At 69.5% G+C, this 23,728-nt stretch carries 24 protein-coding genes; 10 read left to right on the top strand and 14 right to left on the bottom strand.

What is annotated here, in order from left to right:
• Positions 1–29 precede the first annotated feature (29 nt).
• Positions 30–731, top strand: coding sequence for a helix-turn-helix domain-containing protein (locus ACQEVG_RS26890; protein ID WP_432988391.1), 702 nt, complete (start codon positions 30–32; stop codon positions 729–731).
• 123 nt (positions 732–854) lie between these two features.
• Here the strand turns inward: ACQEVG_RS26890 and ACQEVG_RS26885 are convergent, their stop codons facing one another.
• Positions 855–1,523: a L,D-transpeptidase family protein gene (locus ACQEVG_RS26885; protein WP_432988388.1), complete on the bottom strand. Its 669-nt coding sequence runs from the start codon at positions 1,521–1,523 to the stop codon at positions 855–857.
• Positions 1,524–1,609: 86 nt separating this feature from the next.
• On the opposite strand from ACQEVG_RS26885, the gene ACQEVG_RS26880 reads away from it, so the two are divergent.
• On the top strand, positions 1,610–3,442 hold the full coding sequence (locus tag ACQEVG_RS26880) for a WD40 repeat domain-containing protein (protein WP_432988386.1): 1,833 nt from the start codon (positions 1,610–1,612) through the stop codon (positions 3,440–3,442).
• Positions 3,443–3,519: 77 nt separating this feature from the next.
• Here ACQEVG_RS26880 and ACQEVG_RS26875 read toward each other — a convergent pair whose 3' ends face one another.
• Complete coding sequence (locus tag ACQEVG_RS26875; RefSeq protein ID WP_432988384.1) at positions 3,520–4,521, bottom strand: helix-turn-helix domain-containing protein; 1,002 nt, start codon at positions 4,519–4,521, stop codon at positions 3,520–3,522.
• A 202-nt stretch (positions 4,522–4,723) separates the two neighbouring features.
• Complete coding sequence (locus ACQEVG_RS26870; RefSeq protein WP_432988382.1) at positions 4,724–5,749, bottom strand: ATP-dependent 6-phosphofructokinase; 1,026 nt, start codon at positions 5,747–5,749, stop codon at positions 4,724–4,726.
• 302 nt (positions 5,750–6,051) lie between these two features.
• On the opposite strand from ACQEVG_RS26870, the gene pta reads away from it, so the two are divergent.
• The 3 genes from pta to pyk all read left to right on the top strand — a co-directional run bounded on the left by pta (position 6,052) and on the right by pyk (position 10,875).
• Entirely contained in the window at positions 6,052–8,133 is a 2,082-nt protein-coding gene (gene pta, locus ACQEVG_RS26865) for a phosphate acetyltransferase (RefSeq protein ID WP_432988380.1), read from the top strand.
• Entirely contained in the window at positions 8,130–9,344 is a 1,215-nt protein-coding gene (locus ACQEVG_RS26860; protein WP_432988378.1) for an acetate kinase, read from the top strand. The genes pta and ACQEVG_RS26860 overlap by 4 nt, the downstream gene beginning before the upstream one ends.
• 100 nt (positions 9,345–9,444) lie before the next feature.
• Positions 9,445–10,875 (top strand): pyruvate kinase, encoded by a 1,431-nt coding sequence (gene pyk / locus ACQEVG_RS26855; RefSeq protein WP_432988376.1) that lies wholly within the window; start codon positions 9,445–9,447, stop codon positions 10,873–10,875.
• A 210-nt stretch (positions 10,876–11,085) separates the two neighbouring features.
• Here the strand turns inward: pyk and ACQEVG_RS26850 are convergent, their stop codons facing one another.
• From ACQEVG_RS26850 to ACQEVG_RS26835, 4 genes are all read right to left on the bottom strand, one after another.
• On the bottom strand, positions 11,086–12,375 hold the full coding sequence (locus tag ACQEVG_RS26850) for a hypothetical protein (protein WP_432988374.1): 1,290 nt from the start codon (positions 12,373–12,375) through the stop codon (positions 11,086–11,088).
• Positions 12,365–12,919, bottom strand: a complete 555-nt coding sequence (locus ACQEVG_RS26845) for a DUF6114 domain-containing protein (RefSeq protein WP_432988372.1) — start codon at positions 12,917–12,919, stop codon at positions 12,365–12,367. The genes ACQEVG_RS26850 and ACQEVG_RS26845 overlap by 11 nt, the downstream gene beginning before the upstream one ends.
• Before the next feature lie 97 nt (positions 12,920–13,016).
• Complete coding sequence (locus tag ACQEVG_RS26840) at positions 13,017–13,673, bottom strand: DUF6230 family protein (RefSeq protein ID WP_432988370.1); 657 nt, start codon at positions 13,671–13,673, stop codon at positions 13,017–13,019.
• A 655-nt stretch (positions 13,674–14,328) separates the two neighbouring features.
• Positions 14,329–15,297 (bottom strand): tetratricopeptide repeat protein, encoded by a 969-nt coding sequence (locus ACQEVG_RS26835; RefSeq protein WP_432988368.1) that lies wholly within the window; start codon positions 15,295–15,297, stop codon positions 14,329–14,331.
• A 241-nt stretch (positions 15,298–15,538) separates the two neighbouring features.
• Here ACQEVG_RS26835 and ACQEVG_RS26830 point away from each other — a divergent pair, with 241 nt between their 5' ends.
• Entirely contained in the window at positions 15,539–16,174 is a 636-nt protein-coding gene (locus ACQEVG_RS26830; RefSeq protein ID WP_432988366.1) for a TetR/AcrR family transcriptional regulator, read from the top strand.
• Positions 16,175–16,245: 71 nt separating this feature from the next.
• Here the strand turns inward: ACQEVG_RS26830 and ACQEVG_RS26825 are convergent, their stop codons facing one another.
• From ACQEVG_RS26825 to ACQEVG_RS26800, 6 genes are all read right to left on the bottom strand, one after another.
• Positions 16,246–17,946 (bottom strand): acyl-CoA mutase large subunit family protein, encoded by a 1,701-nt coding sequence (locus ACQEVG_RS26825; RefSeq protein ID WP_432988364.1) that lies wholly within the window; start codon positions 17,944–17,946, stop codon positions 16,246–16,248.
• A 76-nt stretch (positions 17,947–18,022) separates the two neighbouring features.
• A complete protein-coding gene (locus ACQEVG_RS26820; RefSeq protein ID WP_432988362.1) occupies positions 18,023–18,346 on the bottom strand; it encodes a DUF3817 domain-containing protein in 324 nt (107 codons plus the stop codon).
• Positions 18,347–18,441: 95 nt separating this feature from the next.
• Positions 18,442–18,951 (bottom strand): MarR family winged helix-turn-helix transcriptional regulator, encoded by a 510-nt coding sequence (locus ACQEVG_RS26815; RefSeq protein WP_432988360.1) that lies wholly within the window; start codon positions 18,949–18,951, stop codon positions 18,442–18,444.
• 10 nt (positions 18,952–18,961) lie between these two features.
• Positions 18,962–19,138: a hypothetical protein gene (locus tag ACQEVG_RS26810; protein WP_432988358.1), complete on the bottom strand. Its 177-nt coding sequence runs from the start codon at positions 19,136–19,138 to the stop codon at positions 18,962–18,964.
• 12 nt (positions 19,139–19,150) lie between these two features.
• Complete coding sequence (locus ACQEVG_RS26805) at positions 19,151–19,444, bottom strand: MTH1187 family thiamine-binding protein (RefSeq protein ID WP_432988356.1); 294 nt, start codon at positions 19,442–19,444, stop codon at positions 19,151–19,153.
• On the bottom strand, positions 19,441–19,785 hold the full coding sequence (locus tag ACQEVG_RS26800) for a DUF3817 domain-containing protein (protein WP_432988354.1): 345 nt from the start codon (positions 19,783–19,785) through the stop codon (positions 19,441–19,443). The genes ACQEVG_RS26805 and ACQEVG_RS26800 overlap by 4 nt, the downstream gene beginning before the upstream one ends.
• Positions 19,786–19,980: 195 nt before the next feature.
• Between ACQEVG_RS26800 and ACQEVG_RS26795 the strand changes: the two genes are divergently transcribed.
• From ACQEVG_RS26795 to ACQEVG_RS26780, 4 genes are all read left to right on the top strand, one after another.
• Positions 19,981–20,619 carry an AIM24 family protein gene (locus tag ACQEVG_RS26795; RefSeq protein ID WP_432988352.1) on the top strand — a complete coding sequence of 213 codons (639 nt, stop codon included), beginning with the start codon at positions 19,981–19,983 and terminating at the stop codon, positions 20,617–20,619.
• The gene (locus ACQEVG_RS26790) at positions 20,619–21,269 is read left to right on the top strand and encodes an AIM24 family protein (protein ID WP_432988350.1); all 651 of its coding nucleotides are present in this window, start codon (positions 20,619–20,621) and stop codon (positions 21,267–21,269) included. The genes ACQEVG_RS26795 and ACQEVG_RS26790 overlap by 1 nt, the downstream gene beginning before the upstream one ends.
• The gene (locus ACQEVG_RS26785; RefSeq protein WP_432988348.1) at positions 21,266–22,048 is read left to right on the top strand and encodes an AIM24 family protein; all 783 of its coding nucleotides are present in this window, start codon (positions 21,266–21,268) and stop codon (positions 22,046–22,048) included. The genes ACQEVG_RS26790 and ACQEVG_RS26785 overlap by 4 nt, the downstream gene beginning before the upstream one ends.
• Before the next feature lie 129 nt (positions 22,049–22,177).
• Entirely contained in the window at positions 22,178–22,654 is a 477-nt protein-coding gene (locus tag ACQEVG_RS26780) for a MarR family winged helix-turn-helix transcriptional regulator (RefSeq protein ID WP_432988346.1), read from the top strand.
• A 113-nt stretch (positions 22,655–22,767) separates the two neighbouring features.
• Here the strand turns inward: ACQEVG_RS26780 and meaB are convergent, their stop codons facing one another.
• A complete protein-coding gene (meaB, locus tag ACQEVG_RS26775; RefSeq protein ID WP_432988344.1) occupies positions 22,768–23,724 on the bottom strand; it encodes a methylmalonyl Co-A mutase-associated GTPase MeaB in 957 nt (318 codons plus the stop codon).
• Positions 23,725–23,728 lie beyond the last annotated feature (4 nt).

Raw genomic sequence — 23,728 nt, 5'->3', positions numbered from 1 at the left:
CACGCCCCTTCCTCCTCTAACGTGTCCGCGTGCACCCCACCCCGTCCCAGCCCTTCAACGCCCCGGCCGCGCGCCGACTGCGCGAGGCCCTCGGTTTGGCTCCCGGCCATGTCGCCTACGGTCTGCGCGCGCAGTACGGGCTCCATGTCTCCCCCGACACGGTGGTCTCCTGGGAACGGGGGCTCGCCGCTCCCGGCTCGCGTGAACTCACCGCGCTCGCCGGGGTGCTGTGGTGTGCGCCGACCGATCTGCTCACCGAGGCCACCACCCTGCGCGAACACCGGATGTCGCGCGGGTTCGCGCCCGACGACCTGGCGCGGCGGGTGGGCATGGAGGCGGGTGCGTATCTGCGTATGGAGCAGGCCGGGCGCTGGCGCGGCAATGAGCGGCAGACCGGCCTGCTCGCCGAGGTGCTGGGCCTGGGGCCGCGCGAGCTGCTGATGGCCACCGGGCGGGACCCCGAGCTCGCGGAGGTGCTGCGGGACGCGGTGAAGGCGCGCTGGCAGGCATATGTGCGCCCGGTGGTGAAGATGCTGCCGATGGAGCGCGAGCACATCGAGGACGTGCTGGAGCAGCTGCACTCGGAGTACCAGTCCCGGATGGTGGCGACGCTCAGCTGGGGTACGGCCTCGCAGGACACCGGTGAGCCGGGCCGGGAGTTCCTGGACCGGATCGTCGAGCACTTCTGGGAGCTGGCCCGCGCCTGGGGCGTGTCCGACGGGTCGAGGTGACCGTCCTGGCAACGGATCGCTCCGGACGGTATGAGGCGGGGCTTGACGCAACACTGACGCGCCGGGACGCGCGGCGCGGGGCTCGTCAGCCCCGCGCCGCGCATCACCCCGGCCCCTGCCGGCCTACGACACGTACAGCTTGGACGGCCGCGGGTAGACCGACCGGTAGTCCCGCAGCTCACGGATGTCCGCCGGCTTCAGCTTGATGCAGCCCTCCGACAGGTAGTCCGAGTTTCCGTCCCAGCGCTGCGGCTCGGACGTGCCCCGCGAGCCGTCGCGCCTCATCTCGCTGTGGATGAAGAGCGCGTCGCGCTTCGTGCCCTTCTTGCCGCCGTTCTTGCACCTCATGTCCTGGAGCTGCCACACATGGCCCTTGATCCGGCCATCGAAGTTGTTGTAGTAGCCCTTGATCTTGTACGTGCCGTTGGGCAGCCAGCCCACATTGCTGACGCACGCATTGCGGCCGATCTTGTTCTTCGCCGTGCCCAGGCCCGAGCCCGCGCGCCAGGTGTCGACGGTCCACGTGCGTACCTTGTCCGGGTTGACCTGCTGCACGAACACCAGAGAGAGGCGCGAGTTCGACGGGTTCTTCTTGTTCTTCTTGAACGACAGGTAAGTGAAGTTCTTCGCCTTGGCCGCCTCAGTCACCTCGGTCGCCGCGACCGGAGCCGCCTCCCGCGTCTCCTGGGCGCCTGCCGCCGCCGGCAGCAGGCCCACCGCCACCGCCGCCGTGCCCGCCGCCGCAATCGCCTGAAGAGCCCGGCGCGCCGGGCGCCTCGTACGCATGCTCATGATCAGTTCCTCCCGTTGCTGCCCCCGACCGGGGCTGTGTCCGGCCCCCGATCGGGCCGGCAACAGGAGTTCAACAGCCCCGCCCATTGTTCAGCAGGCCCCTCCCGCCACACCGGTTCGCGGACGACGGGCGCATCCTCCTCGTCGAGGACTCGGGGGACGACCTCGAGGACGCGATCGACGTCCAGGTGTGGGATCTGCGGCAACGGAAGCGGCTCATGCACCTTCCCCTGAGCGAGTCCGAGGCCCTCCAGGCCTCGGACGTCAGCCCCGATCGGAGCAGGCTGGCGCTGTGCACCGACAAGCGGGGGCTGGAGATCTGGGACATCGGCAAGCGCCGGGTGCTCCCCCTGCCCTGGGTGGACAGGCTGAGAAGCGACGACCACTGCCTCGTCGGCGGGTTCGTCCTCGCGCCCGACAGCAAGCGGATCGCGCTCGCGACCGCCACCGGCGTCGAGATCCGTGACCTGCCCTCCGGACGTGTGCTGACGCGGCTGGACGCCCAAGGCGGGCTGGGTGACATCCGCTTCAGCGATGACGGCGCCTTCCTCGCGGCCACCACCTCCACCCGGGAGATCCTGCTGTGGCGGCTCACGGCACCGGACGCGCCCGTCTTCCGTCATCCCCTGATCAGCGAGTCCCCGTCCGAGCTGCGTCTGGACATCGCCGGGGGCGCCGTGCGGTATGCGACGGGCAGCGGCAGGGCCGTACGCTCGCTGAGCCTCGGCGGGGCGGTGACCGGGCAGTGGCAGGCGTACCCGGTCGGCGGGGCCACGTGGAGCGAGGACGGCCGCACGCTGGCGACCCTGCACCGCACGAGCGACAGCGACGGGTTCGAGCTGCTGGACGGGCGCGACGGGAGTGAGGCCGCCGAACTGCCGGGGAAGCCGTGCGATCCGCAGGAGGCGGAGGACGCGAAGGAGCCGCCGCAGGGCCCGGATGAGGCGGACGCGCCTCAGGAACCCGAGAGGCGGCCCGACGGGACCGAGGGGCTGCCGGACGAGCCGGCGGGTACCACCGTCGGCTCCCGGTGCAGCGACCTCATGGCCCTGAGCGCCGACGGCCGATACTTCGCGTACGGCCGCTTCCACGGACCCGACGCCGATGGCGGTTCCGCCGGTCCGCAGCGCGTCACCGTGTGGGACGTACGCGCCCGCCGCCCGCACGCGACCCTGGCCGTCGGACCCCGGCGCGACGCCGAGGATGTCCCCGTCGACGTCAGCGGGATCGCCCTGAGCCCGGACGGCCGCACTCTGGCCGTGTCCTTCACCTCCCTGTCCCAGACGCTCGAACTGTGGGACGTACGCAAGGGAAAGCGGCTGCGGACGCTCGGCGACTTCTCCGGAGCCGAGATGGCCTTCAGCCCCGACGGCGACACGCTCGTGTCCTGGCAGAACAAGGCGGCCGATCTGCGGTCGGGGCGGGTGAGCCCGCTCGTGCTCGGTGAGGACGACACGACCACGCTCGCCTTCAGCCCGGACGGCAGATATCTCGCCGTGGGCGACGGCTTCGGCCGGGTCACCGTCTGGGACGGGGAGCTGCGCAATCGTCTCGGCGCGCTCTCGGGTACGTACACCGCGCGGCGCGGCGACAGCGAGGGGGTTACGGCGCTGGCCTTCTCCCCGGACAGCTCAGTGCTGGCCGTCGCCGGGGACGTCGGCACGGTCCAGCTCTGGGACGCCGATTCGCGCAGGCTGCTCGGCTCGGCGCTGCCCACGCCGGGCGACATGGTTCTTGCGCTCGCGTTCAGCCCGGACGGCGGGGCTCTGCGGGCCGCGGGAGCGCATGTGCCGTACCAGACGTACGACATCGATCCCGCGCGGGTCGCCGCCCGGGTGTGCGCGCGGTCGGGCTCGGGGCTGTCGCGGGAGGACTGGAAAACGTATCTGCCCGGGATCGACTACCGCCGCACGTGCTGAGCTCAGGGCCTGGCCGATCCGACGCGGGAACGGTCAGCAGGTCGTAGCCGTCGATTTCGGCGATCCACTCGTGCCCGCTACGGCGTACCAGCCTGGCGCTCGAACGCGAACAGCTGACCCTTCGCATCATCCGTGCAGACCAGCTGCCGTATCTCGGCGCCGGGCCTGGTGACGGCCTTCTCCACCCCGGCGCAGAGGTCGGTGTGCAGCGGCCGCAGCCGGTAGCCGCGTACCGGCGTGCCGACCGGCTCGAGGCGGAAGGCCTCGGCCGGGCCACGCTTGCCGCACTCCTGGTCCTCGACGGGGGCGCCGATCTCCGTCGACTTCTCCATGACGCCGGTGCAGCCCTCGCCGTATTGCTTGTGGAAGGTCACGATCCGCCAGCCGGGCTCGACCCGCTTCAGGGAGAAGCGCGGGGTGGTGCCGGGGGCGCACGGCTGCTGGTAGAGCTGTCCGTTCTGCCCGCCGTCCTCCGCCAGGCACAGCCCCGAGTGGACGGCCCTGATCTGCAGGCGTCCGGGCTGAGGTGGTCCCGGCGGCAGGAAGGTCGGCTGCTTCTCCGTCTTCGCCGCGCTCGGCCGCTGCTTCTCGCGCTCCTCCTTCGAGTCGTCAAAGTCGCGGGTCGCGAGCGTCACCGCAAGCGCGACCACACCCAGCGCCACGACGGCCGACGGCAGTACGGCGCGGACCAGCCAGGGCCTGCGCGGCTGGGCCGGCGGAGGCTCATCGGCGCCGGGGTCCGGCTCGATGTCGCCGACGCCGTACTCAGGCACCTCCAGGGACTGCCGTTCCCGCCGGGTGAGCTCCTTGCGGACGCGCAGCCAGGTCTCGGTCGCCTCGGGGCCGCAGCCGCAGGCACGTACGAAAGCCGCCACCAGCTCCTCGCGCGGCACCGTGGAGCGGCTGAGCATATTGGCGACGGTCGAGCGCGGCAGTACGTCACCGGCGGCGTCGGCCCGGGCCGTCAACTCCCGGTAGGTAAGGCCCGACCACTCCTTGAGCGCCTGCATCCGGGCGACGAACTCGGCCGAATTCTGGGCCAGTTCCGGATCCGGAGCGCTCTGCCCGGCTGAGGCCATACATCCCTCACTCTCCACTTCACGTGCTGGGACAGAGCTGGGACATGTCCCGGACACGGAACAGCCTTGCCATTCACGCCACTTCGCTCAAGAGTGATCTGCGCCAACCGCGGCGGAAAACGGCGGGAGAAGCGCGAGTGGCCTTGATCGCCCACGGGGGGTGCGATCAAGGCCACTCGTCGGCAGACCTCGCAGGCGCGGGTCAGAAGACCGACTCCGCCTCCAGCATGCGGTTCTCCGGCACGGTCTTCAGCCGGGTGACCGCCTGCGCCAACGGCACCACCACCACGTCCGTGCCGCGCAGCGCGGTCATCATCCCGAACTCCCCGCGGTGCACCGCCTCCACCGCATGCCAGCCGAAGCGCGTCGCGAGCACCCGGTCATACGCCGTCGGCGTGCCGCCGCGCTGCACATGCCCGAGGATCACCGGCCGCGCCTCCTTGCCGAGCCGCCTCTCCAGCTCCGCCGCCAGACGGTTGCCGATGCCCTGGAAACGCTCATGGCCGTACTGGTCGATCTCGCCCTTCCCGTACTCCATCGAGCCTTCGGCCGGGTGCGCGCCCTCCGCGACGCAGATGACCGCGAACTTCTTGCCGCGCGAGAAGCGCTCCTCGATCATCTTCATCAGGTCCTCGACCTGGAAGGGCCGCTCGGGCAGACAGATGCCGTGCGCACCGCCCGCCATTCCGGACTCCAGCGCGATCCAGCCCGCGTGCCGGCCCATGACCTCGACGACCATCACGCGCTGGTGCGACTCCGCGGTGGTCTTGAGGCGGTCGATGGCCTCCGTGGCGACCGTGACGGCGGTGTCGAAGCCGAAGGTCCGGTCGGTGGAGGAGATGTCGTTGTCGATGGTCTTCGGTACGCCGACGACGGGCATCCCGGCGTCGGCGAGCATCCGGGACGCGGTGAGCGTGCCCTCGCCGCCGATCGGGATGAGCGCGTCCAGATCGTACTTCTTCATCAACTCCGAAGCGTTCTCGGCGGCTTCACGCAGCCTGGACCGCTCCAGGCGGGTGGAGCCGAGGATCGTGCCGCCGCGGGCGAGGATGCCGCTGACCGCGTTGAGGTCGAGCATGCGGTAGTGGCCGTCGAGCAGCCCCCTGAACCCGTCCTCGAAACCGATGACTTCATCGCCGTGGCCGGTGAGGGCGCGGTGCACAACCGACCGGATCACTGCGTTCAGGCCGGGACAGTCGCCGCCTGCCGTGAGAACTCCGATGCGCATTGTGCTGTGTCTCCTGCCCGTCGGTGGTACACGTGAGCCCGGATTCGATTGTTCCACGGGCCTCGGGGAACCCGCGCTCCCAGCCGCTCCGCCTACTGGGCCGGACCGCGCTTGGCGCTCGCTCGCGGGGCCCTTGGATCCGGCCTCGCCCGGCGGGCGCCTTAACCACCCGCGGAGGTACTGTCAAGAGGGCGGCGCCGCCCCGAGCGGTTTTTTTGTATACACCACCTTACGCACGACCATATGGCCCCTTTGTGCGGAACACCCATTCCGTACACGACAGCATGGACGGGAGAGCACACGTGACGCGCAGCGTGTACGTGACCGGGATCGACCGCGGAGACGGCCGGCAGGTCGTCGAGCTGGGAGTCATGGAGCTCCTGACCCGCCAGGTGGACCGGGTGGGCGTCTTCCGCCCGCTGGTGCACGACGGCCCGGACCGGCTCTTCGACCTGCTGAGAACCCGCTACCGCCTGTCGCAGGATCCCGCCTCGGCCTGCGGCATGGACTATCACGAGGCCGCGGCCCTGCAGGCCGAGAAGGGCACCGACGAACTGGTCGCCCGGATCGTCGACCGCTTTCTGCAGGTCGCCCGGGACTACGAGATCGTGCTCGTACTCGGCACCGACTACTCCGGCACCCAGCTTCCCGACGAGCTCGCGCTCAATGCCCGGCTCGCCAACGAGTTCGGCGCCTCGGTGATCGCGGTGGTCGGCGGCAAGGGCCAGACCGCCGAATCGGTACGGGCCGAGACGGGCAACGCCCATCGCGCGTACGAGGCCCTGGGCTGCAATGTCCTCGCCATGGTCGTCAACCGGGTCGCCCCCGCGGAGCGCGAGAGCATCACCGAGCGGCTGGCGGCCCGCCTCCCGGTCCCCTGCTACGCGCTGCCCGACGAGCCGGCGCTCGCGGCCCCCACGGTCGCCCAGATCGCCCACGCCCTGGGCGGCACCGTGCTGCTCGGCGACGACTCGGGCCTGGCCCGGGACGCGCTCGACTTCGTCTTCGGCGGTGCGATGCTGCCGAACCTCCTGAACGCTCTGACTCCCGGCTGCATGGTCGTCACCCCCGGCGACCGCGCCGATATCGTGGTGGGCGCGCTGGCCGCGCACTCGGCGGGCACGCCGCCCATCGCGGGCATACTGCTGACGCTGAACGAGCGGCCGACCGAGGAGATCCTGACGCTCGCCGCCCGGCTCGCACCCGGCACCCCGGTGGTCTCCGTACCCGGCAACAGCTTCCCCACCGCGACCGAACTCTTCGGCCTTGAAGGCAAGTTGAGCGCCTCCACGCCGCGCAAGGCGGAAACGGCGCTCGGCCTGTTCGAGCGCCATGTCGACACCGGCGAGATGCTGGCCCGGCTCGCGGTGGCCCGCAGCGGCCGGGTCACCCCGATGATGTTCGAGCACGATCTCCTCGAGCAGGCCCGTGCCGACCGCCGCCGCGTCGTGCTCCCCGAGGGCACCGAGGAGCGGGTCCTGCGCGCCGCCGATGTGCTGGCGCGCCGCGACGTCTGCGATCTGACCCTGCTCGGCGACACCGAGATCATCCGCAAGAAGGCCGCGGACCTGGGCATCGACCTCGGCGGCAGCCGGCTGATCGACCCGCAGACCTCGGAGCTGCGCCAGCGCTTCGCGGAGCGGTACGCGCAGCTGCGCGCCCACAAGGGCGTGACGGTGGAGCTGGCGTACGACGTCGTGGCGGACGTGAACTACTTCGGCACGCTGATGGTCCAGGAGGGCCTGGCCGACGGCATGGTCTCGGGGGCGGTGCACTCCACGGCCGCGACGATCCGCCCGGCCTTCGAGATCATCAAGACGAAGCCGGACGCCGCGATCGTCTCGTCCGTCTTCTTCATGTGCCTCGCCGACCGGGTGCTGGTGTACGGCGACTGCGCCGTCAACCCCGACCCGAACGCGGAGCAGCTCGCGGACATCGCGGTGCAGTCGGCGGCGACGGCCGCCCGCTTCGGGGTGGAGCCGCGGATCGCGATGCTCTCGTACTCCACCGGCACCTCCGGCTCCGGCGCCGATGTCGACAAGGTGCGCGAGGCGACCAAGCTGGTGCGCGAGGCGCGCCCGGATCTGCGGATCGAGGGCCCGATCCAGTACGACGCGGCAGTGGCGCCGTCCGTCGCCGCGACGAAGCTGCCGGACTCCGAGGTGGCGGGCCGGGCGACGGTGCTGATCTTCCCCGATCTCAACACCGGCAACAACACCTACAAGGCCGTGCAGCGCTCTGCCGGCGCCGTGGCGGTCGGGCCGGTGCTGCAGGGTCTGCGCAAGCCGGTGAACGACCTGTCGCGCGGCGCGCTCGTCAGCGACATCGTCAACACGGTCGCGATCACCGCGATCCAGGCCCAGGGTCAGGAGCTCCCCGCATGACCGCCAATCGTGTCCTCGTACTCAACTCCGGTTCCTCGTCGGTGAAGTACCAGCTTCTGGACATGCGCGACGCCTCCCGGCTGGCCGTCGGGCTCGTCGAGCGCATCGGCGAGGAGACATCGCGTCTTGTGCACACCCCGCTTGCCGGCGGCGCCGGCAAGCGCGAGCGCCTCGGCTCGATCACCGATCACAGCGCGGCCCTCAAGGCGGTCGCCGAGGAGCTGACGCAGGACGGACTCGGCCTCGACTCACCCGAACTGGCCGCCATCGGCCACCGGGTGGTGCACGGCGGGCTGAAGTTCACGGCGCCGACCGTCATCACCGACGAGGTGCTGGCGGAGATCGAGCGGCTGATCCCGGTCGCCCCGCTGCACAACCCGGCGAACATCACCGGCATCCGTACCGCCCAGGCGCTGCGCCCGGACCTGCCGCAGGTCGCGGTCTTCGACACCGCGTTCCACACCACGATGCCGGAGTCGGCCGCCCGCTACGCCATCGACGTCGAGACGGCGGACGCCCACCGGATCCGCCGCTACGGCTTCCACGGCACCTCGCACGCGTATGTGTCCCGCGAGACGGCGGCCCTGCTCGGCAAGGACCCGTCCGAGGTGAACGTCATCGTGCTGCACCTGGGCAACGGCGCATCGGCCTCGGCGGTGGCCGGCGGCCGGTGCGTCGACACCTCGATGGGGCTGACGCCGCTGGAGGGCCTGGTGATGGGCACCCGCTCCGGTGACATCGACCCCGCGGTCACGTTCCACCTCAAGCGGGTCGCGGGAATGTCGGCGGACGATATCGACGAACTTCTCAACAAGAAGAGCGGCCTGCTGGGTCTGTGCGGCGACAACGACATGCGGGAGATCCGCCGCCGGATCGACGAGGGCGACGAGCGTGCGCGGCTCGCCTTCGAGATCTACATCCACCGGCTGAAGAAATACATCGGTGCCTACTACGCGGTACTCGGCAGGGTGGACGCGATCGTCTTCACCGCCGGGGTCGGTGAGAACGCGGCGCCGGTGCGCGAGGCTGCCATCGCCGGCCTGGAGGAGCTGGGGATGGCTCTGGACCTGGAGCTCAACGCCGAGCGCTCCGACCGGGCACGGATCATCTCGGCGGCTTCCGCACGGGTCGCGGTGGCAGTGGTACCGACGGACGAGGAAATGGAGATCGCCCGGCAGACCTTCGCTCTGGTCGCCCCCGAGGGCGAATAAAGGGCGCATAAAGGGCCCACGCCTGAGCGGCGGCCCGCCCATTTGTACATTCCACCAGACGGAATATTCCCCATAGAAACAAACCGATAGGATCCGCCTTATGCGCCGTTCCAAAATCGTCTGCACACTGGGCCCCGCCGTCGACTCGTACGAGCAGCTGAAGCTGCTCATCGAGGCCGGTATGAACGTGGCCCGTTTCAATATGAGCCACGGGACCCACGCTGAGCACGAGGAGCGGTATCACCGCGTCCGTCAGGCGTCCGAGGACACCGGCCACGCTGTCGGCGTGCTCGCCGACCTCCAGGGCCCCAAGATCCGTCTGGAAACCTTCGCCGAGGGGCCGGTCGAACTGGTCCGCGGCGACGAGTTCACCATCACCACCGAGGATGTCGAGGGCAACAAGTCCATCTGCGGCACCACGTACAAGGGCCTGCCCGGCGATGTCTCCAAGGGCGACCAGATCCTGATCAACGACGGCAATGTCGAGCTGCGCGTCGTCGAGGTCGTGGGTCCGCTCGTGAAGACCATCGTCGTCGAGGGCGGCGTGATCTCCGACCACAAGGGCATCAACCTGCCCGGCGCGGCGGTCAATGTCCCGGCCCTGTCCGAGAAGGACGTCGAGGACCTCCGCTTCGCCCTGCGGATGGGCTGCGACCTGGTCGCGCTCTCCTTCGTACGGGACGCGAGCGACGTCAAGGACGTCCACAAGGTGATGGACGAGGAGGGCCGCCGCGTCCCCGTCATCGCCAAGGTGGAGAAGCCGCAGGCCGTCGAGAACATGCAGGACGTCGTGATGGCGTTCGACGGCGTGATGGTCGCGCGCGGCGACCTGGCCGTCGAGTACCCGCTCGAGAAGGTCCCGATGGTGCAGAAGCGCCTCATCGAGCTCTGTCGCCGCAACGCCAAGCCGGTGATCGTGGCGACCCAGATGATGGAGTCGATGATCACCAACTCCCGCCCGACGCGCGCCGAGGCGTCGGACGTGGCGAACGCGATCCTGGACGGCGCGGACGCCGTCATGCTCTCCGCCGAGTCCTCGGTCGGCGCCTACCCGATCGAGACCGTCAAGACGATGTCCAAGATCGTGGTCGCGGCGGAGGAGGAACTGCTCTCCAAGGGCCTCCAGCCGCTGGTCCCGGGCAAGAAGCCGCGTACACAGGGTGGTTCGGTGGCCCGCGCGGCCTGCGAGATCGCGGACTTCCTGGGCGGCAGGGCCCTGGTCGCCTTCACCCAGTCCGGCGACACGGCCCGTCGGCTCTCCCGCTACCGCGCGGAGCAGCCGATCCTGGCCTTCACGACGGACGAGTCCACGCGTAACCAGATGACTCTGAGCTGGGGCGTGGAGTCCTTCCTCGCACCGTTCGTGGAGACGACGGACGCGATGGTCGACCTGGTCGATGGGGCGCTGCTGAAGCTGCAGCGCTTCAACGAGGGCGACACCATGATCATCACGGCGGGGTCGCCGCCCGGTGTGCCGGGGACGACGAACATGGTGCGGGTGCACCACTTGGGCGGGGAGTCGCACGCCTGACCCCGCGCCTGCTGCATGACCGATGAGGGCGGCACCCTGGAGAGGATCCGGGGTCCCGCCCTCGGGCATCGCGCGCGGGTGTGGCTGGTCGACCATGGTCGCTCCATGGAGCCGCCATCAGTCGGCGCATGGACGACTCGCTGAGAGAAACGACTGTGGGCCGCACCCCTGAGGGTGCGGCCCACAGCCCTTTCCGCGGCTCCCGGAAGATCAGATGCTGCCACCGGTGAAGTAGTTGTGCAGGCCCGGCACCGTCAGCGTTCCGCCGAACTGGCCCGCCTGGGTCACCTTCACGTCGGTGAAGAAGGCGAAGGGGACATTCAGCGGCGGAGGGGTCTGTGGGCTGAAGGTGATGGGGATGAGGCCGAAGAGATTGCCCTTCAGCTCCTCCGTGTACATGGTCACCGTGCCGTTGCGGATCGTCGAGGTGGAGCCCTTCCTCGCCTCGACGTGCGAGGTGGTGCCCTTCGGGCCGACCACCAGCTGGTGCAGGTCTTTGATGTCCACACCTGACGCCGTGAACTTCAGTACCTTCTTGACCTTGCCGCTGCCCGTCTTCACCTCGACGATGCCCTTGTAGTCCAGGCCCGTCAGGGTCAGCTTCGAGCTCTCGAGGATCCACGGGTCGTCCGGGAGCAGTGGGATGCCCTGCTCCATGTCCGCCGCGGCCATGGCCTTGGGGTCCGACGTCGGACACGGGAAGCGCGGCTTGGCGCCGTCCGGGATGTCCTCGTCCTTCTTGGGGTCGAGTCCCTTGACCGCGTCGTCGAGTTCCTCGGTCGTGGCCCCGGCCTTGTCCGCCGCGTCCTTGATGGCGTCCTTGGCCTTGTCCGCCGTCCCGTCGGCCGGGGCGGTGGGCTTGGTGGACGGCTTCTCCGACGGCTTCTCGGACGGAGTCGCAGACGGCTTCGCCGTCGGCTCGTCGGTCGGCTTGGCGGTCTCGGTCTCGGTCGGCGTGGGGCTGGCCGTGGGCTCCTTGTCGGGGCCGTCGAACAGGTCCTTGAGCGCGTCGCCGAGACCCAGCGGGTCCAGCGGGTTCTTGGTCTCGGTCGCGCTCGGAGTCGGGGTCGCCTGCTCCACGGGCGCCTTGGTCTCTCCGGTCTTGCCCGCGTCGGGGGCCGACGGCGTCTCGGACGGCTTCGGCTCGTCCTTGTCACCGGCCGACTCGCTCGCGGTCGGGTCAGGCTTCTCCGACGGCGACTCGGACGGCTTCGCCGAGTCGGAAGGCTTCGGGGACTCGGACTCCGCGGGCTCGTCCGACCGGGTCACACATGGCCCCGGGGCGAACGGAATGTCCTTGTCCTCGGCCAGTGCCAGCTTCGGGGTGAGCCCCATGCCCACGAACACGGCGGTCGGCATCGCAGCCAGGGCTATCGCCTTGCCGGCCGGCATCTGGAGCTTGGTCAGCAGCGACTTGCGGGGGGCCGCGTGCCGCGGCCCCTTTCTCGGCTGCGTGCCATCGCCTCCAGCCGTGGTCAGCGGTGTGACATCACCCGGCACTGTTCCTCCCGCCGTTGCCTTCGTCATTGGTCTTGTGCATGTCCAGGCCGTACGTGTCCCACTGCTCCGCTACGGGTGCCTCTGCGGGATCGGACGTGGGCACCGACTCCTCGGCCGCGGCCGGCTGGGCAACAGGCTTCTTCACCGGCACCCACGAGAGCGCGAGTGCACCGCCGATGAGGGAGAACAGGAAGCCGATCACGAAGCCGCCCAGGTTGGCGATCGGAATCGAGATCAGTGCCAGCAAAATCGAGGCGACACCCGCAAATACCCTGACGATGGGGTGGAACCAGAGCGTCAGACCCAGCGTGACCAGCAGCACGCCGATGATCAGCGAGCCAGCGCCCGCGGTCGTCGACATGGAGAGCGTCATGTGGCCGAGCTTGAAGCTCGCGTACGGGAAGTAGGCGATGGGGATTCCGCCGAGCACGGTGAACAGACCTGCCCAGAAGGGCCGCTGCCCCCGCCAGGTGCGGAAGCCCCGCCGAATGGCGCGAAGGTTGTGCTCGTCCCGCCCCGGTGACACTGCAGACTCGGCGCTCATGGAAAACAGCTCCCTGGAACTGGCGTTGCTCTGTGAAGAAGAAGGCGGGCGGGCGAGGCTGCCACAGGCTTCCCCGCCCGCCCTGACGGGATGACCGTCAGTAGCACTCGATGCCGGCGCCCGAGCCCTTGAGCAGGCGCATGCTCAGACCGCTGAGCTTGAAGGTGCCGGCGGTGGTCGCCCACGCCTTCTGCTCGACACCATCGAGCTCCGCGACCTCGGCCTGCTGCGCGAACCCGTTCTCGAGGAAGTTCTCGCGCGGCTTGATCTCGGGGCCCTTGCCGCCCTTGGACGCGGCCGTGTCCCTGGCCGCGACGCCGATGTCGATGTTGGTGAACGTCGCATCGGCGTCCAGCTCGGAGACGTCGAGGTAGAGGTTCTTCGCCTGAACCGCTTCCTTGTCGCCGGCCTTCAGCTTCAGAGTGACCTTGCCGACGAACGGCACATCGGTCACCACGGACTGGCACATGTTGTTGATCGTGGCGTTCTGGAACGACGAGATCGCCACCGGGTGCGCGGTCTTCGCGTCACCCTTGACGTCGGCGTATCCCATGTCCACGCCGCCGTACTGCGCGAAGCCATGGCCCGTAAGGTGACCGGCCTTGACCTTGAACTCCTGGCCGGACACAGCGAAGGACGCTGCGAGCGCTCCCTGTGCCAGACCGACGCCTATCGCAGCCGTTGCGGCCACACTCGGCACCATGACAAGGGCGAACCGCTTCCATCTGGTTCCGCCCCGAGTCACTGACTCCATGACTTTCCTCCTTCTCGGACGTACATCTCCGGTCCGGACCCTCAGGTCCGGCCTGGGATGGGAGAAGTGCTACGTCCTCGGGAAGGAGAGCGCCTGTACTTTCAGGCGCTTGCTGCGTCCGAAACACCGGCGATCACCCCCGAGCGACAACCACTGGTCGCGCCTGACGCATCACGCACAACCTGCCGGACAGGCCCCGCCGTTGAGCAGGAACCCCCCTGTCCGCGACCGGCGCCACTGCCGCCGGTCGACTCGGTGGGGACCCAACACCCCGCGGCACGGCTGGGGGCCGGGCTGGTGCGGTATTGGACCGAGCGTGGCCGATCGTGGTCCATTCCCGGCCGCGGCACAAGAGGCTTCGTTACCCACTAGTAACGGCCCGATAACCACGCAACGACCGGGTGATGTCGGGTGGCCACGCAGGGTGGAGCAGGGGGGTGAGCAGGGGGAGGAAATTACCGCCAATAAGCGGACAGAACATACAGGTTGATTTACTGCGAGTAACAGCGCGTGCGATTGCCAAGTTTTGGTAAAGCAGGGTCGCGTTTTGTCACTGTGTCGCCAAAACGGCGGCGGCATCTTGTAGACACCGCCGCCGCAAATCCGTCACACCAGGCGGAACCGTGCATTCCGCACAAGCATTTCAAACATCCGATCAGAAGAGCACTCGTGCCAGCGCCGAGCGCGCCGCCGTCACTCTCGGATCGTCCGGACCGACGACCTCGAATAGCTCCAGCAGCCGCACCCGCGCGGCGTCCCGGTCCTCGCCCCCGGTGCGGCGCACCGTCTCGACGAGCCGGCCGAAAGCGTCCTCCACATGACCGCCGACCAGGTCGAGGTCGGCCGCGGCGATCTGCTTCGCCACGTCGGCCGGGTTCTCAGCGGCCTCCTGGCGCACCTTCTGCGGATCCATGTCCTGCACCCTGGCCAGCAGTTCGGCCTGGGCGAGGCCCAGCTTTGCCTCGCTGTTGCCCGGGTCGTCGGAGAGCACGTTCTTGTACGCCTGGACGGCGCCGCCGAAGTCGCCCGCGTCCAGCGCCTGTACGGCCGCCTCCAGGAGGGCGTCGTACGGACCCGCCGGCACCGCGGCGGGGGCGGGCTGGGCCGTCGCGTCCGAGTCGACCGTGACACCGGTCAGACCGAAGCGCTCCTCGGAGACCTGAATCAGCTGGTCCAGCGTCTGGCGGATCTGCGCCTCCGGGGCCGCGCCCTGGAAGAGCGGCAGCGCCTGGCCCGCCACCACCGCGAACACGGCCGGGATGCCCTGGACCCCGAACTGCTGCATCAGCATCTGGTTGGCGTCGACGTCGATCTTGGCCAGCACGAAGCGTCCGTTGTACTCCGTGGCCAGCCGCTCCAGGAGCGGGCTGAGCTGCTTGCACGGCTCGCACCACTCGGCCCAGAAGTCGATGACGACCGGGACCTCGGTGGAGCGCTGGAGGACATCGCGCTCGAAGGCGGCTTCATCGACGTCGATCACGAGGCTGGCAGGGGACACGGCACCGCCGCCGCCCTGCCGGGCGGACTCGGCACGCGCCTGCTCCGCCTTGGCCTTGGCCTCACCGGCCGCCTTCACCGCGGCGAGGTCGACGACGCCGCTCATGGACATGTTCCTAGGCTGCATGCGTACATCCTCCCCCTTCCGCGCGCGCATGTGAAAAGTGCAGCCAAAAGCCCGCCGCACTGGCAAGAATGTTCGGCACCGGGTCCCCACCCGGCGCCTGTGGTTGTCGCTGCGAGTGCCCGGCTTTCGCCCAGCTTTTCGCTACGAGTCGTAGCGTAACTGCATGAGCCCGCACGCGTGTGAGATTCCTCCGGTGAACTGGCTCACAGCGAATCGCCTACCGGCCGGTATGGTCGGCCGCATGTGCAGCCACACCCGCCCCAAATCCCTGCGTACGGGTCGTACGGGACGCCCTCGCAGCATCGAGGCCGACGCCGCGATCCTGGAGGCGACGCGCGCCGCGCTCGTGGAACTGGGCTGGTCGAAGCTGACGATGGGGGACGTGGCAACCCGCGCGGGGGTCGCCAAGACGACCCTCTACCGGCGCTGGGCGAACAAGAACGAGCTCGTCGTCGACGCTGTCGCCGTCCTCTTCGACGAGCTCGAACTCCCCGACCTCGGAAGCCTGATGGCCGATGTGGAAGGGGTCGTGCTGCAGTTCGCGGCGCTGCTCGCCCGGCCCGAGGCCAAGACGGCGCTGATGGCCGTGGTCGCGGAGTCGACGCGGGACGACGCGCTGCGCAGCCGTATCCGCTCGGCGATCGTGGACCGCCAGAAGCGGCTCGTACTGGAGGGCCGCGCCCGCGCGCAGGCCCGCGGCGAGCTTCCGTACGAGGAGGACGCGCAGGCGGCGGCGCGCAATGCGGATCTGATCTTCGACGTGATCGCGGGAGCCGTGGTGCACCGGGCGCTGGTCAGCGCGGAGCCGGTGGACCAGGAGTGGGCGCGCAGCTTTACGACGCTGCTGGTGTCGGGCCTTGCCTCACTGGAGAACTGACGCCTGAGGCGGGGCGCGCGGACCGGCCGCCGGCGGCGGGGCGGAACAGCGCCCCGCCGCCGGACAGTCCGTCAGAAGCCGGGCGGCTCGGTGTACGTGCCCCACTCGTCCCGGAGCGCATCGCAGATCTCGCCCAGCGTGGCCTCGGCCCGCACCGCCTCCAGCATCGGCTCGATCATGTTCGAGCCGTCCCGTGCCGCGGCCAGCATCGCGTCCAGCGAGGAGCGCACGCGTGCGTCGTCCCGCTTGTCCTTGCGCTCGCCGAGCGCCCTGACCTGCTCCCACTCCACCTCGTGGCTGACCCGCAGGATCTCCAGATCGCCGGTGACCGACCCGTGGTGGACATTGACGCCGACGACCCGCTTGTCGCCCTTCTCCACGGACTGCTGGTAGCGGAAGGCCGACTCGGCGATCTCGCCGGTGAACCAGCCGTCCTCGATACCGCGCAGAATGCCGGAGGTGATCGGGCCGATGGGGTGCTGACCGTCCGGGTGCGCCCGGCGGCCGCGCTCCTTGATCTGGTCGAAGATCTTCTCGGCGTCGGCCTCGATGCGGTCGGTGAGCTGCTCGACGTACCACGAACCGCCCAGCGGGTCGGCGACGTTGGCGACGCCGGTCTCCTCCATCAGCACCTGCTGGGTGCGCAGGGCGATCTCCGCGGCCTGCTCGCTGGGGAGGGCGAGGGTCTCGTCCAGGGCGTTGGTGTGCAGGGAGTTGGTGCCGCCGAGCACCGCGGAGAGCGCCTCCACCGCGGTGCGTACGACGTTGTTGTACGGCTGCTGCGCGGTGAGCGAGACGCCTGCGGTCTGGGTGTGGAAGCGCAGCCACTGCGCCTTGTCGGTCTGCGCGCCGTACACCTCCTTCATCCAGCGCGCCCAGATCCGGCGTGCCGCACGGAACTTGGCGATCTCCTCGAAGAAGTCGAGGTGCGCGTCGAAGAAGAAGGAGAGGCCGGGCGCGAAGGTGTCCACGTCCAGGCCGCGGCTCAGGCCCAGCTCGACATAGCCGAAGCCGTCAGCGAGCGTGTACGCGAGCTCCTGCGCGGCCGTCGCGCCCGCCTCGCGGATGTGGTAGCCGGAGACCGACAGCGGCTTGTACGCGGGGATGCCCTGCGCGCAGTGCTCCATCAGGTCGCCGATCAGACGCAGATGCGGCTCCGGCTGGAAGAGCCACTCCTTCTGCGCGATGTACTCCTTGAAGATGTCCGTCTGCAGCGTGCCGTTGAGCACGCCAGGGTCGATGCCCTGGCGCTCGGCGGCGACAAGATACATGCAGAAGACCGGCACGGCGGGCCCGCTGATCGTCATCGAGGTCGTGACATCGCCGAGCGGGATGTCCTTGAACAGGACCTCCATGTCCGCGGCGGAGTCGATGGCCACACCGCAGTGACCGACCTCGCCGAGGGAGCGCGGGTCGTCGGAGTCGCGGCCCATCAGGGTCGGCATGTCGAAGGCGACGCTCAGACCACCGCCACCGGCCGCGAGGATCATCTTGTACCGCTCGTTGGTCTGCTCGGCGTTGCCGAAGCCGGCGAACTGGCGGATGGTCCAGGTGCGGCCGCGGTAGCCGGTCGGGTGCAGGCCACGGGTGAAGGGGTACTCCCCCGGCCAGCCGATCCGCTCGAAGCCCTCGTAGGTGTCCCCGGGCCGGGGCCCGTAGACCGGCTCCACCGGGTCCCCGGAGAGCGTGGTGAAGTCCGCGTCCCGCTTGCGGGCCTTGTCGTAACGGGCCTGCCAGCGTCGGCGGCCTTCCTCGATGGCGTCTGCGTCCATACCTATGAATTTACTAGGACGCCCTAGTAAATGTCGATGGCTGACCGGCGCGAGCCTTGCGCGCGCCGGTTGGGGTTTACGCTTCCGCGGTGGCGGGGGCGCCCGTGACCAGCGGACGGACCTCGCGGGTGATCTTCGGCTCGACGAAGAAAGAGGCCACGGGAATGCAGCCCGCGGCGAGCACCCAGAGCAGCTTGCCGAGCGGCCACTTCGCCTTGGAGCCGAGATCGAAGGCGAAGATCACGTAGACGATGAACAGCACACCGTGGATCTGCGAGATCAACATGGTGTCGCCGGTCTCGAACCCGTACTTCAGGATGATCGCCGCAGTGAACACCAGCAGCCAGACGGCGGTGACGTACGCCATCACCCGGTAGCGGGACAGCACGCTTTGCTTCATGGATACGAGCGTAACCGGGCGCAAAGGGCGATCTTCGTGCGGGTCGTGTGGCCTGCCTCTCGCAGCTTCCCGCCTGCTCCCCGCCTGTTTCTCGCCTACTTCTCGTCGAAGTCGTTGGCGGAGATCCGCAGCGGGCGCAGGATCGCGAAGATCTCGGCGCACTCCTCGGCGTCGTACGCGCCGAGCCCGAACTCCATCTCCATGAGGTCGCGGGTGGCCGCCTCGACGACCTCGCGGCCCTTGTCGGTGATGGAGGCGAGGGTGCCGCGGCCGTCGTTGGGATTGGGCCGCTTGTCCACCAGGCCGGACCGCACCAGGCGGTCCACGGTGTTGGTCACCGAGGTGGGGTGGACCATCAGCCGCTCGCCGATCTTGGACATCGGCAGCTCACCGGCTCTGGAGAAGGTGAGCAGCACCAGTGCCTCGTAGCGCGCAAAGGTGAGTCCGTACGGCTTGACGACGGCGTCGACCTCGGCGAGCAGGATCTGCTGTGCGCGCATGATCGAGGTGATCGCGGCCATGGAGGGCACGGGGCCCCATCGCCGCTGCCAGAGCTCGTCGGCGCGGGCGATGGGATCGAAGGGGAGGCTGAGCGGCTTCGGCACGGCACCGACCCTACCCACTGGTCATATCGCGGTCAGCCCTGTCTCGCCCTTCGGTCTTTTTGGCCTCGGCGACCAGCAGCAGGCAGCCGAGTGCGCCGAGGCTTCCGGCGGCCGCGACGACCGTGCTCACGGGGAAGAACTCGGCCGCCAGCCCGGCCGGCGCCATGCCGACGCCCTGGATCGTCATGGCCGAGGGGGTTCAGGCGGTCAGATGCCGTTCCACGGTCTCGACCTTGGACGTGAGACCGTCGGTGACGCCCGGCCGGATGTCGGCCTTGAGGACGACGGAGACGCGCGGGGCACGGGCCTCGACCGCGGCGACGGCGCGTTTGACAACGTCCATCACCTCGTCCCAGTCACCCTCGACCGACGTGAACATCGCGTCCGTACGGTTGGGCAGACCGGACTCGCGGACGACGCGGACGGCGTCGGCGACATACTCGCCGACGTCCTCGCCGACGCCCAGCGGAGTGACGGAGAAGGCGACGATCATGCGTCGACCTTGCCTTCGCGGCGGGCGCGGGAGGCGATGACCTCGTCCTCGGCGGCGCGCCCGAGCCTGCGCTCGGCGACGAAGCCGCCGAAGGGGAGGACGGAGAGCACGAAGTAGAGGGCCGCGGTCTTCTTGTCCCACTTGGTGCGGTTCCAGGCGTCCAGCCAGAAGAGCACGTACAGGATGAAGAGCACGCCGTGGACCGCGCCCATGACCGGGACCGCGTTGAACTCCGTTGTGCGCTTGAGCACCGAGCAGACGAGCAGCAGGAGGAAGGAGACGGCCTCCGGCGCGGAGACCAGGCGGAGGCGGTGGAGGGACGAGGCGGTCTTGATGTCCACGGGGGCACCTTCGGTGGGGTGAGGCGGCAGTGATCTTGTGAACGCGCTCACAAGCGCCCGCCCATTGTGACAGCCGTCCGCGCCGAGCCGGGGCCCGGGGTGTCCCGGCGTAAACCACGGCATCGGGGACAAGTCGGGGTTCGTATCCTCCCGGGGGATCTGTTCGCGCAGCGCACCGACGGTTAACGTCACCCCGTGGCAACGTTCCGACTCCAAGGCAGCAAGGTGCTCGCCGTCGACATGACCGGCGACGCCGTCAAAGCGAAGAACGGATCGATGGTCGCCTACGACGGCCAGATGGCGTTCAAAAAGATGTCCGGCGGCGGTGAGGGCATCCGCGGGATGGTCACCCGCCGACTCACCGGCGAGCAGATGACCGTGATGGAGGTGAAGGGGCAGGGCACCTGCTACTTCGCCGACCGCGCGTCCGAGATCAACCTGGTGAATCTGCACGGGGACAAGCTCTACGTCGAGGCGAGCAATCTGCTCGCCACCGACGCCGGGCTGCGCACCGGGACGACTTTCACCGGACTGCGCGGCGGGGCGACGGGCAACGGCCTGTTCACCACGACCGTCGAGGGCACCGGCCAGGCGGCGATCATGTCGGACGGCCCGGCGGTGGTGCTGCGCGTCACGCCGCAGTACCCACTCTCCGTCGACCCCGGTGCGTACATCGCGCACCAGGGCAATCTGCGGCAGGACTTCCAGTCCGGGGTGACCTTCCGGACCTTCCTGGGCGAGGGCGGCGGCGAGGCCTTCCAGATACGTTTCGAGGGCGACGGCCTGGTGTACGTGCAGCCGAGCGAGCGGAACACCATCGGGGGCGATGTCTGATGCCGTTCCGTGAGATCAACTCGAAGATGGTCGAGGCGACGGTGGTCCCCGGCCAGAAGATGTTCAGCCAGCGCGGCGCGATGCTCGCGTACCGCGGCGATGTCAGCTTCACGCCGAACATCCAGGGCGGCCAGGGCGGCCTGATGTCGATGATCGGCCGGCGGGTGGCCAACGAGGCGACCCCGCTGATGACGGTCGAAGGAAACGGCACCGTGATGTTCGGCCACGGCGGGCACCACATCCAGGTCATCCAGCTCACCGGCGACACCCTGTTCGTCGAGGCGGACCGGCTGCTCGCCTTCGACGGGACACTCCAGCAGGGCACGATGTTCATGGGCTCGCAGGGCGGGGTCATGGGCATGGTGCGCGGCCAGGTGACCGGTCAGGGGCTCTTCACGACGACCCTCAAAGGGCATGGCGCGGTGGCGGTCATGGCGCACGGCGGGGTGATCGAGCTGCCGATCACGCCGGGTCGGGCGGTCCATGTGGACCCGCAGGCGTATGTCGCGCACCACGGCGACGTACGCAACAAGCTCTCCACGGCGCTGGGTTGGCGCGACATGGTGGGGCGCGGCTCCGGCGAGGCGTTCCAGCTGGAGCTGACCGGCAGCGGCGCGGTGTACGTACAGGCCTCGGAGGAGAAGCTGTGACCGGTCCTGTGGTCTTCGACCCCATGACGCTGCCGAGCGACGACAGCGTCAACGCGTACACCTTCTGCGTGGAGCTCAAGGGCAGTCAGTGGTTCCTGCAGAAGGGGAAGATGATCGCCTACTACGGGCGCATCGACTTCAACGGCATCGGCCACGGCCGGCTGGACCGGCTGCTGCGGACCTCCTTCCACTCGCCGCTGCACGCGAGCGACTGGGTGGTGGCGGAGGGCAGCGGCAAGATGCTGCTCGCCGACCGCGCCTTCGACGTCAACTCGTACGACCTGGACAACGGGAACCTGACGATCCGGTCCGGGAATCTGCTGGCGTACCAGCCGACGCTGGCGCTGAAGCAGTCGATCGTGCCGGGCTTTCTGACGCTGATCGGCACGGGGAAGTTCGTGGCCGCGTCCAATGGTCCGGTGGTCTTCATGGAGCCGCCGATCCGGGTGGATCCGCAGGCGCTGGTGGGGTGGGCGGACTGTCCGTCCCCCTGCCACCACTACGACCACGGCTATATGACGGGCGTGATGGGCGGTCTGCGGGCGATGACGGGGATCGGCGGGGCCTCGGGCGAGGAGCACCAGTTCGAGTTCGTGGGCGCGGGAACGGTGCTGCTGCAGTCGACGGAGGCGCTGATGGCCGAGACCGCGACCGGTGCGGTGCCCGCGCAGGCGGGGGTCCCCGGGGGCCACGCCGGAGCCGGAGTCCCAGGTCAACATGGGTCCACCCCTCGGCTTCCCGGTCAGCTGGGGGACCTCCAGCGTCGCTTCGGCCTGTGAGCGGTAGTCTGCGGAGTGTGACGTCGAACGTCTGCACCCTTCTGCGCGCGGCGACTCTTGCGCGCCGGGGGCCGGGCGTCACACTTCCCGACTTCGTCCGTCTTTCAACTTCTTAGGTAGAATCCATATATGGAGACCGAGACGGCCACCCGCTGGCTGACCGATGACGAGCAGTGCGCCTGGCGCACTCACCTGGACGTCAGCAGGCTGCTGATGCACCAGCTCGAGAAGGACCTCCAGCCGTTCGGCCTGACCAACAACGACTACGAGATCCTGGTCAACCTCTCGGAGTCGCCGGACCGGCGTATGCGGATGAGCGACCTGGCCGCGGCCACGCTGCAGTCCAAGAGCCGCCTCTCCCACCAGATCACCCGGATGGAGAACGCGGGTCTTGTCCGCAGGGAGAACTGCGAGTCGGACCGGCGCGGGCTGTACGCGGTCCTGACCGAGCAGGGCATGGAGACGATGCAGAAGGTCGCGCCGCATCATGTCGCGTCCGTACGCAAGCACTTCATCGACCTGCTGACGCCGGAGGCGCTGGCGGACCTGCGGGAGTCACTGTCACCGGTGGCGGACCACCTGCGGGGGCACCGGGGCAAGCCGTAGCCCGCCGGGCCGCACCGTGAGGGTGCGGCGCTACGCGCGTCGCACCGGTGCCGCCCCGGGCTTCCCGGACACCTCCGGGGGCCGGGGGCCGGCCGCCGGAGGAGACCCCCGCGTCAGGCCTCCGTCAGGCCTGCCACCAGCTCGTCCGCCGCCCGGTACGGGTCCAGCTCCCCCGCCACGATCCGCTCCGCCAGCGCGCCCAGCCGGCGGTCCCCGTGCAGGTCGCCGATCCGTTCCCGCAGGGCCGTCACCGCGATCGCCTCCACCTCGCCCGCCGCGCGGCGGGCGCGGCGGTCCGCCAGCACGCCGTGTTCCTCCATCCACGCGCGGTGCTTCTCGAGCGCCTCGACCACCTCGTCGATGCCCTCGCCCCGCGCCGCCACCGTCTTCACGATCGGCGGACGCCAGTCCCCGGGGCCACGAGCCTCGCCCAGGCCCAGCATGTGGTTCAGCTCGCGGGCCGTCGCATCCGCCCCGTCCCGGTCCGCCTTGTTCACGACGTACACATCGCCGATCTCGAGGATGCCCGCCTTCGCCGCCTGGATCCCGTCGCCCATCCCGGGGGCGAGGAGAACCACCGACGTATCGGCCTGGGAGGCGATCTCGACCTCCGACTGGCCGACGCCGACCGTCTCCACGAGGATCACGTCGCAGCCCGCCGCGTCCAGCACCCGGATCGCCTGCGGAGCCGCCCAGGCGAGACCGCCCAGATGCCCGCGGGTGGCCATCGAGCGGATGTAGACGCCCGGGTCGGACGCGTGATCCGACATCCGGACCCGGTCGCCGAGCAGCGCCCCGCCCGAGAAGGGCGAGGACGGGTCGACGGCCAGGACGCCGACCCGCTTACCCGCCTTGCGGTACGCGGACACCAGCGCCGACGTGGACGTGGACTTGCCGACGCCGGGCGAACCCGTCAGGCCCACCACGTACGCCCCGCCCGCCAGCGGAGCCAGCGCCGCCATCACCTCGCGCAGCTGCGGTGACGCCCCCTCGACGAGTGAGATCAGCCGGGCCACCGCACGCGGCCGGCCCTCTCTCGCCTGGGCAACCAGCTGGGGGACGTCCACCATGCGA

It is taken from the genome of Streptomyces sp. CA-135486 (genome assembly GCF_050936555.1).
Classification (GTDB): domain Bacteria; phylum Actinomycetota; class Actinomycetes; order Streptomycetales; family Streptomycetaceae; genus Streptomyces.
Note: the sequence above shows the minus strand (reverse complement) of the source record. Positions and strands in the feature narration are given on the sequence as shown.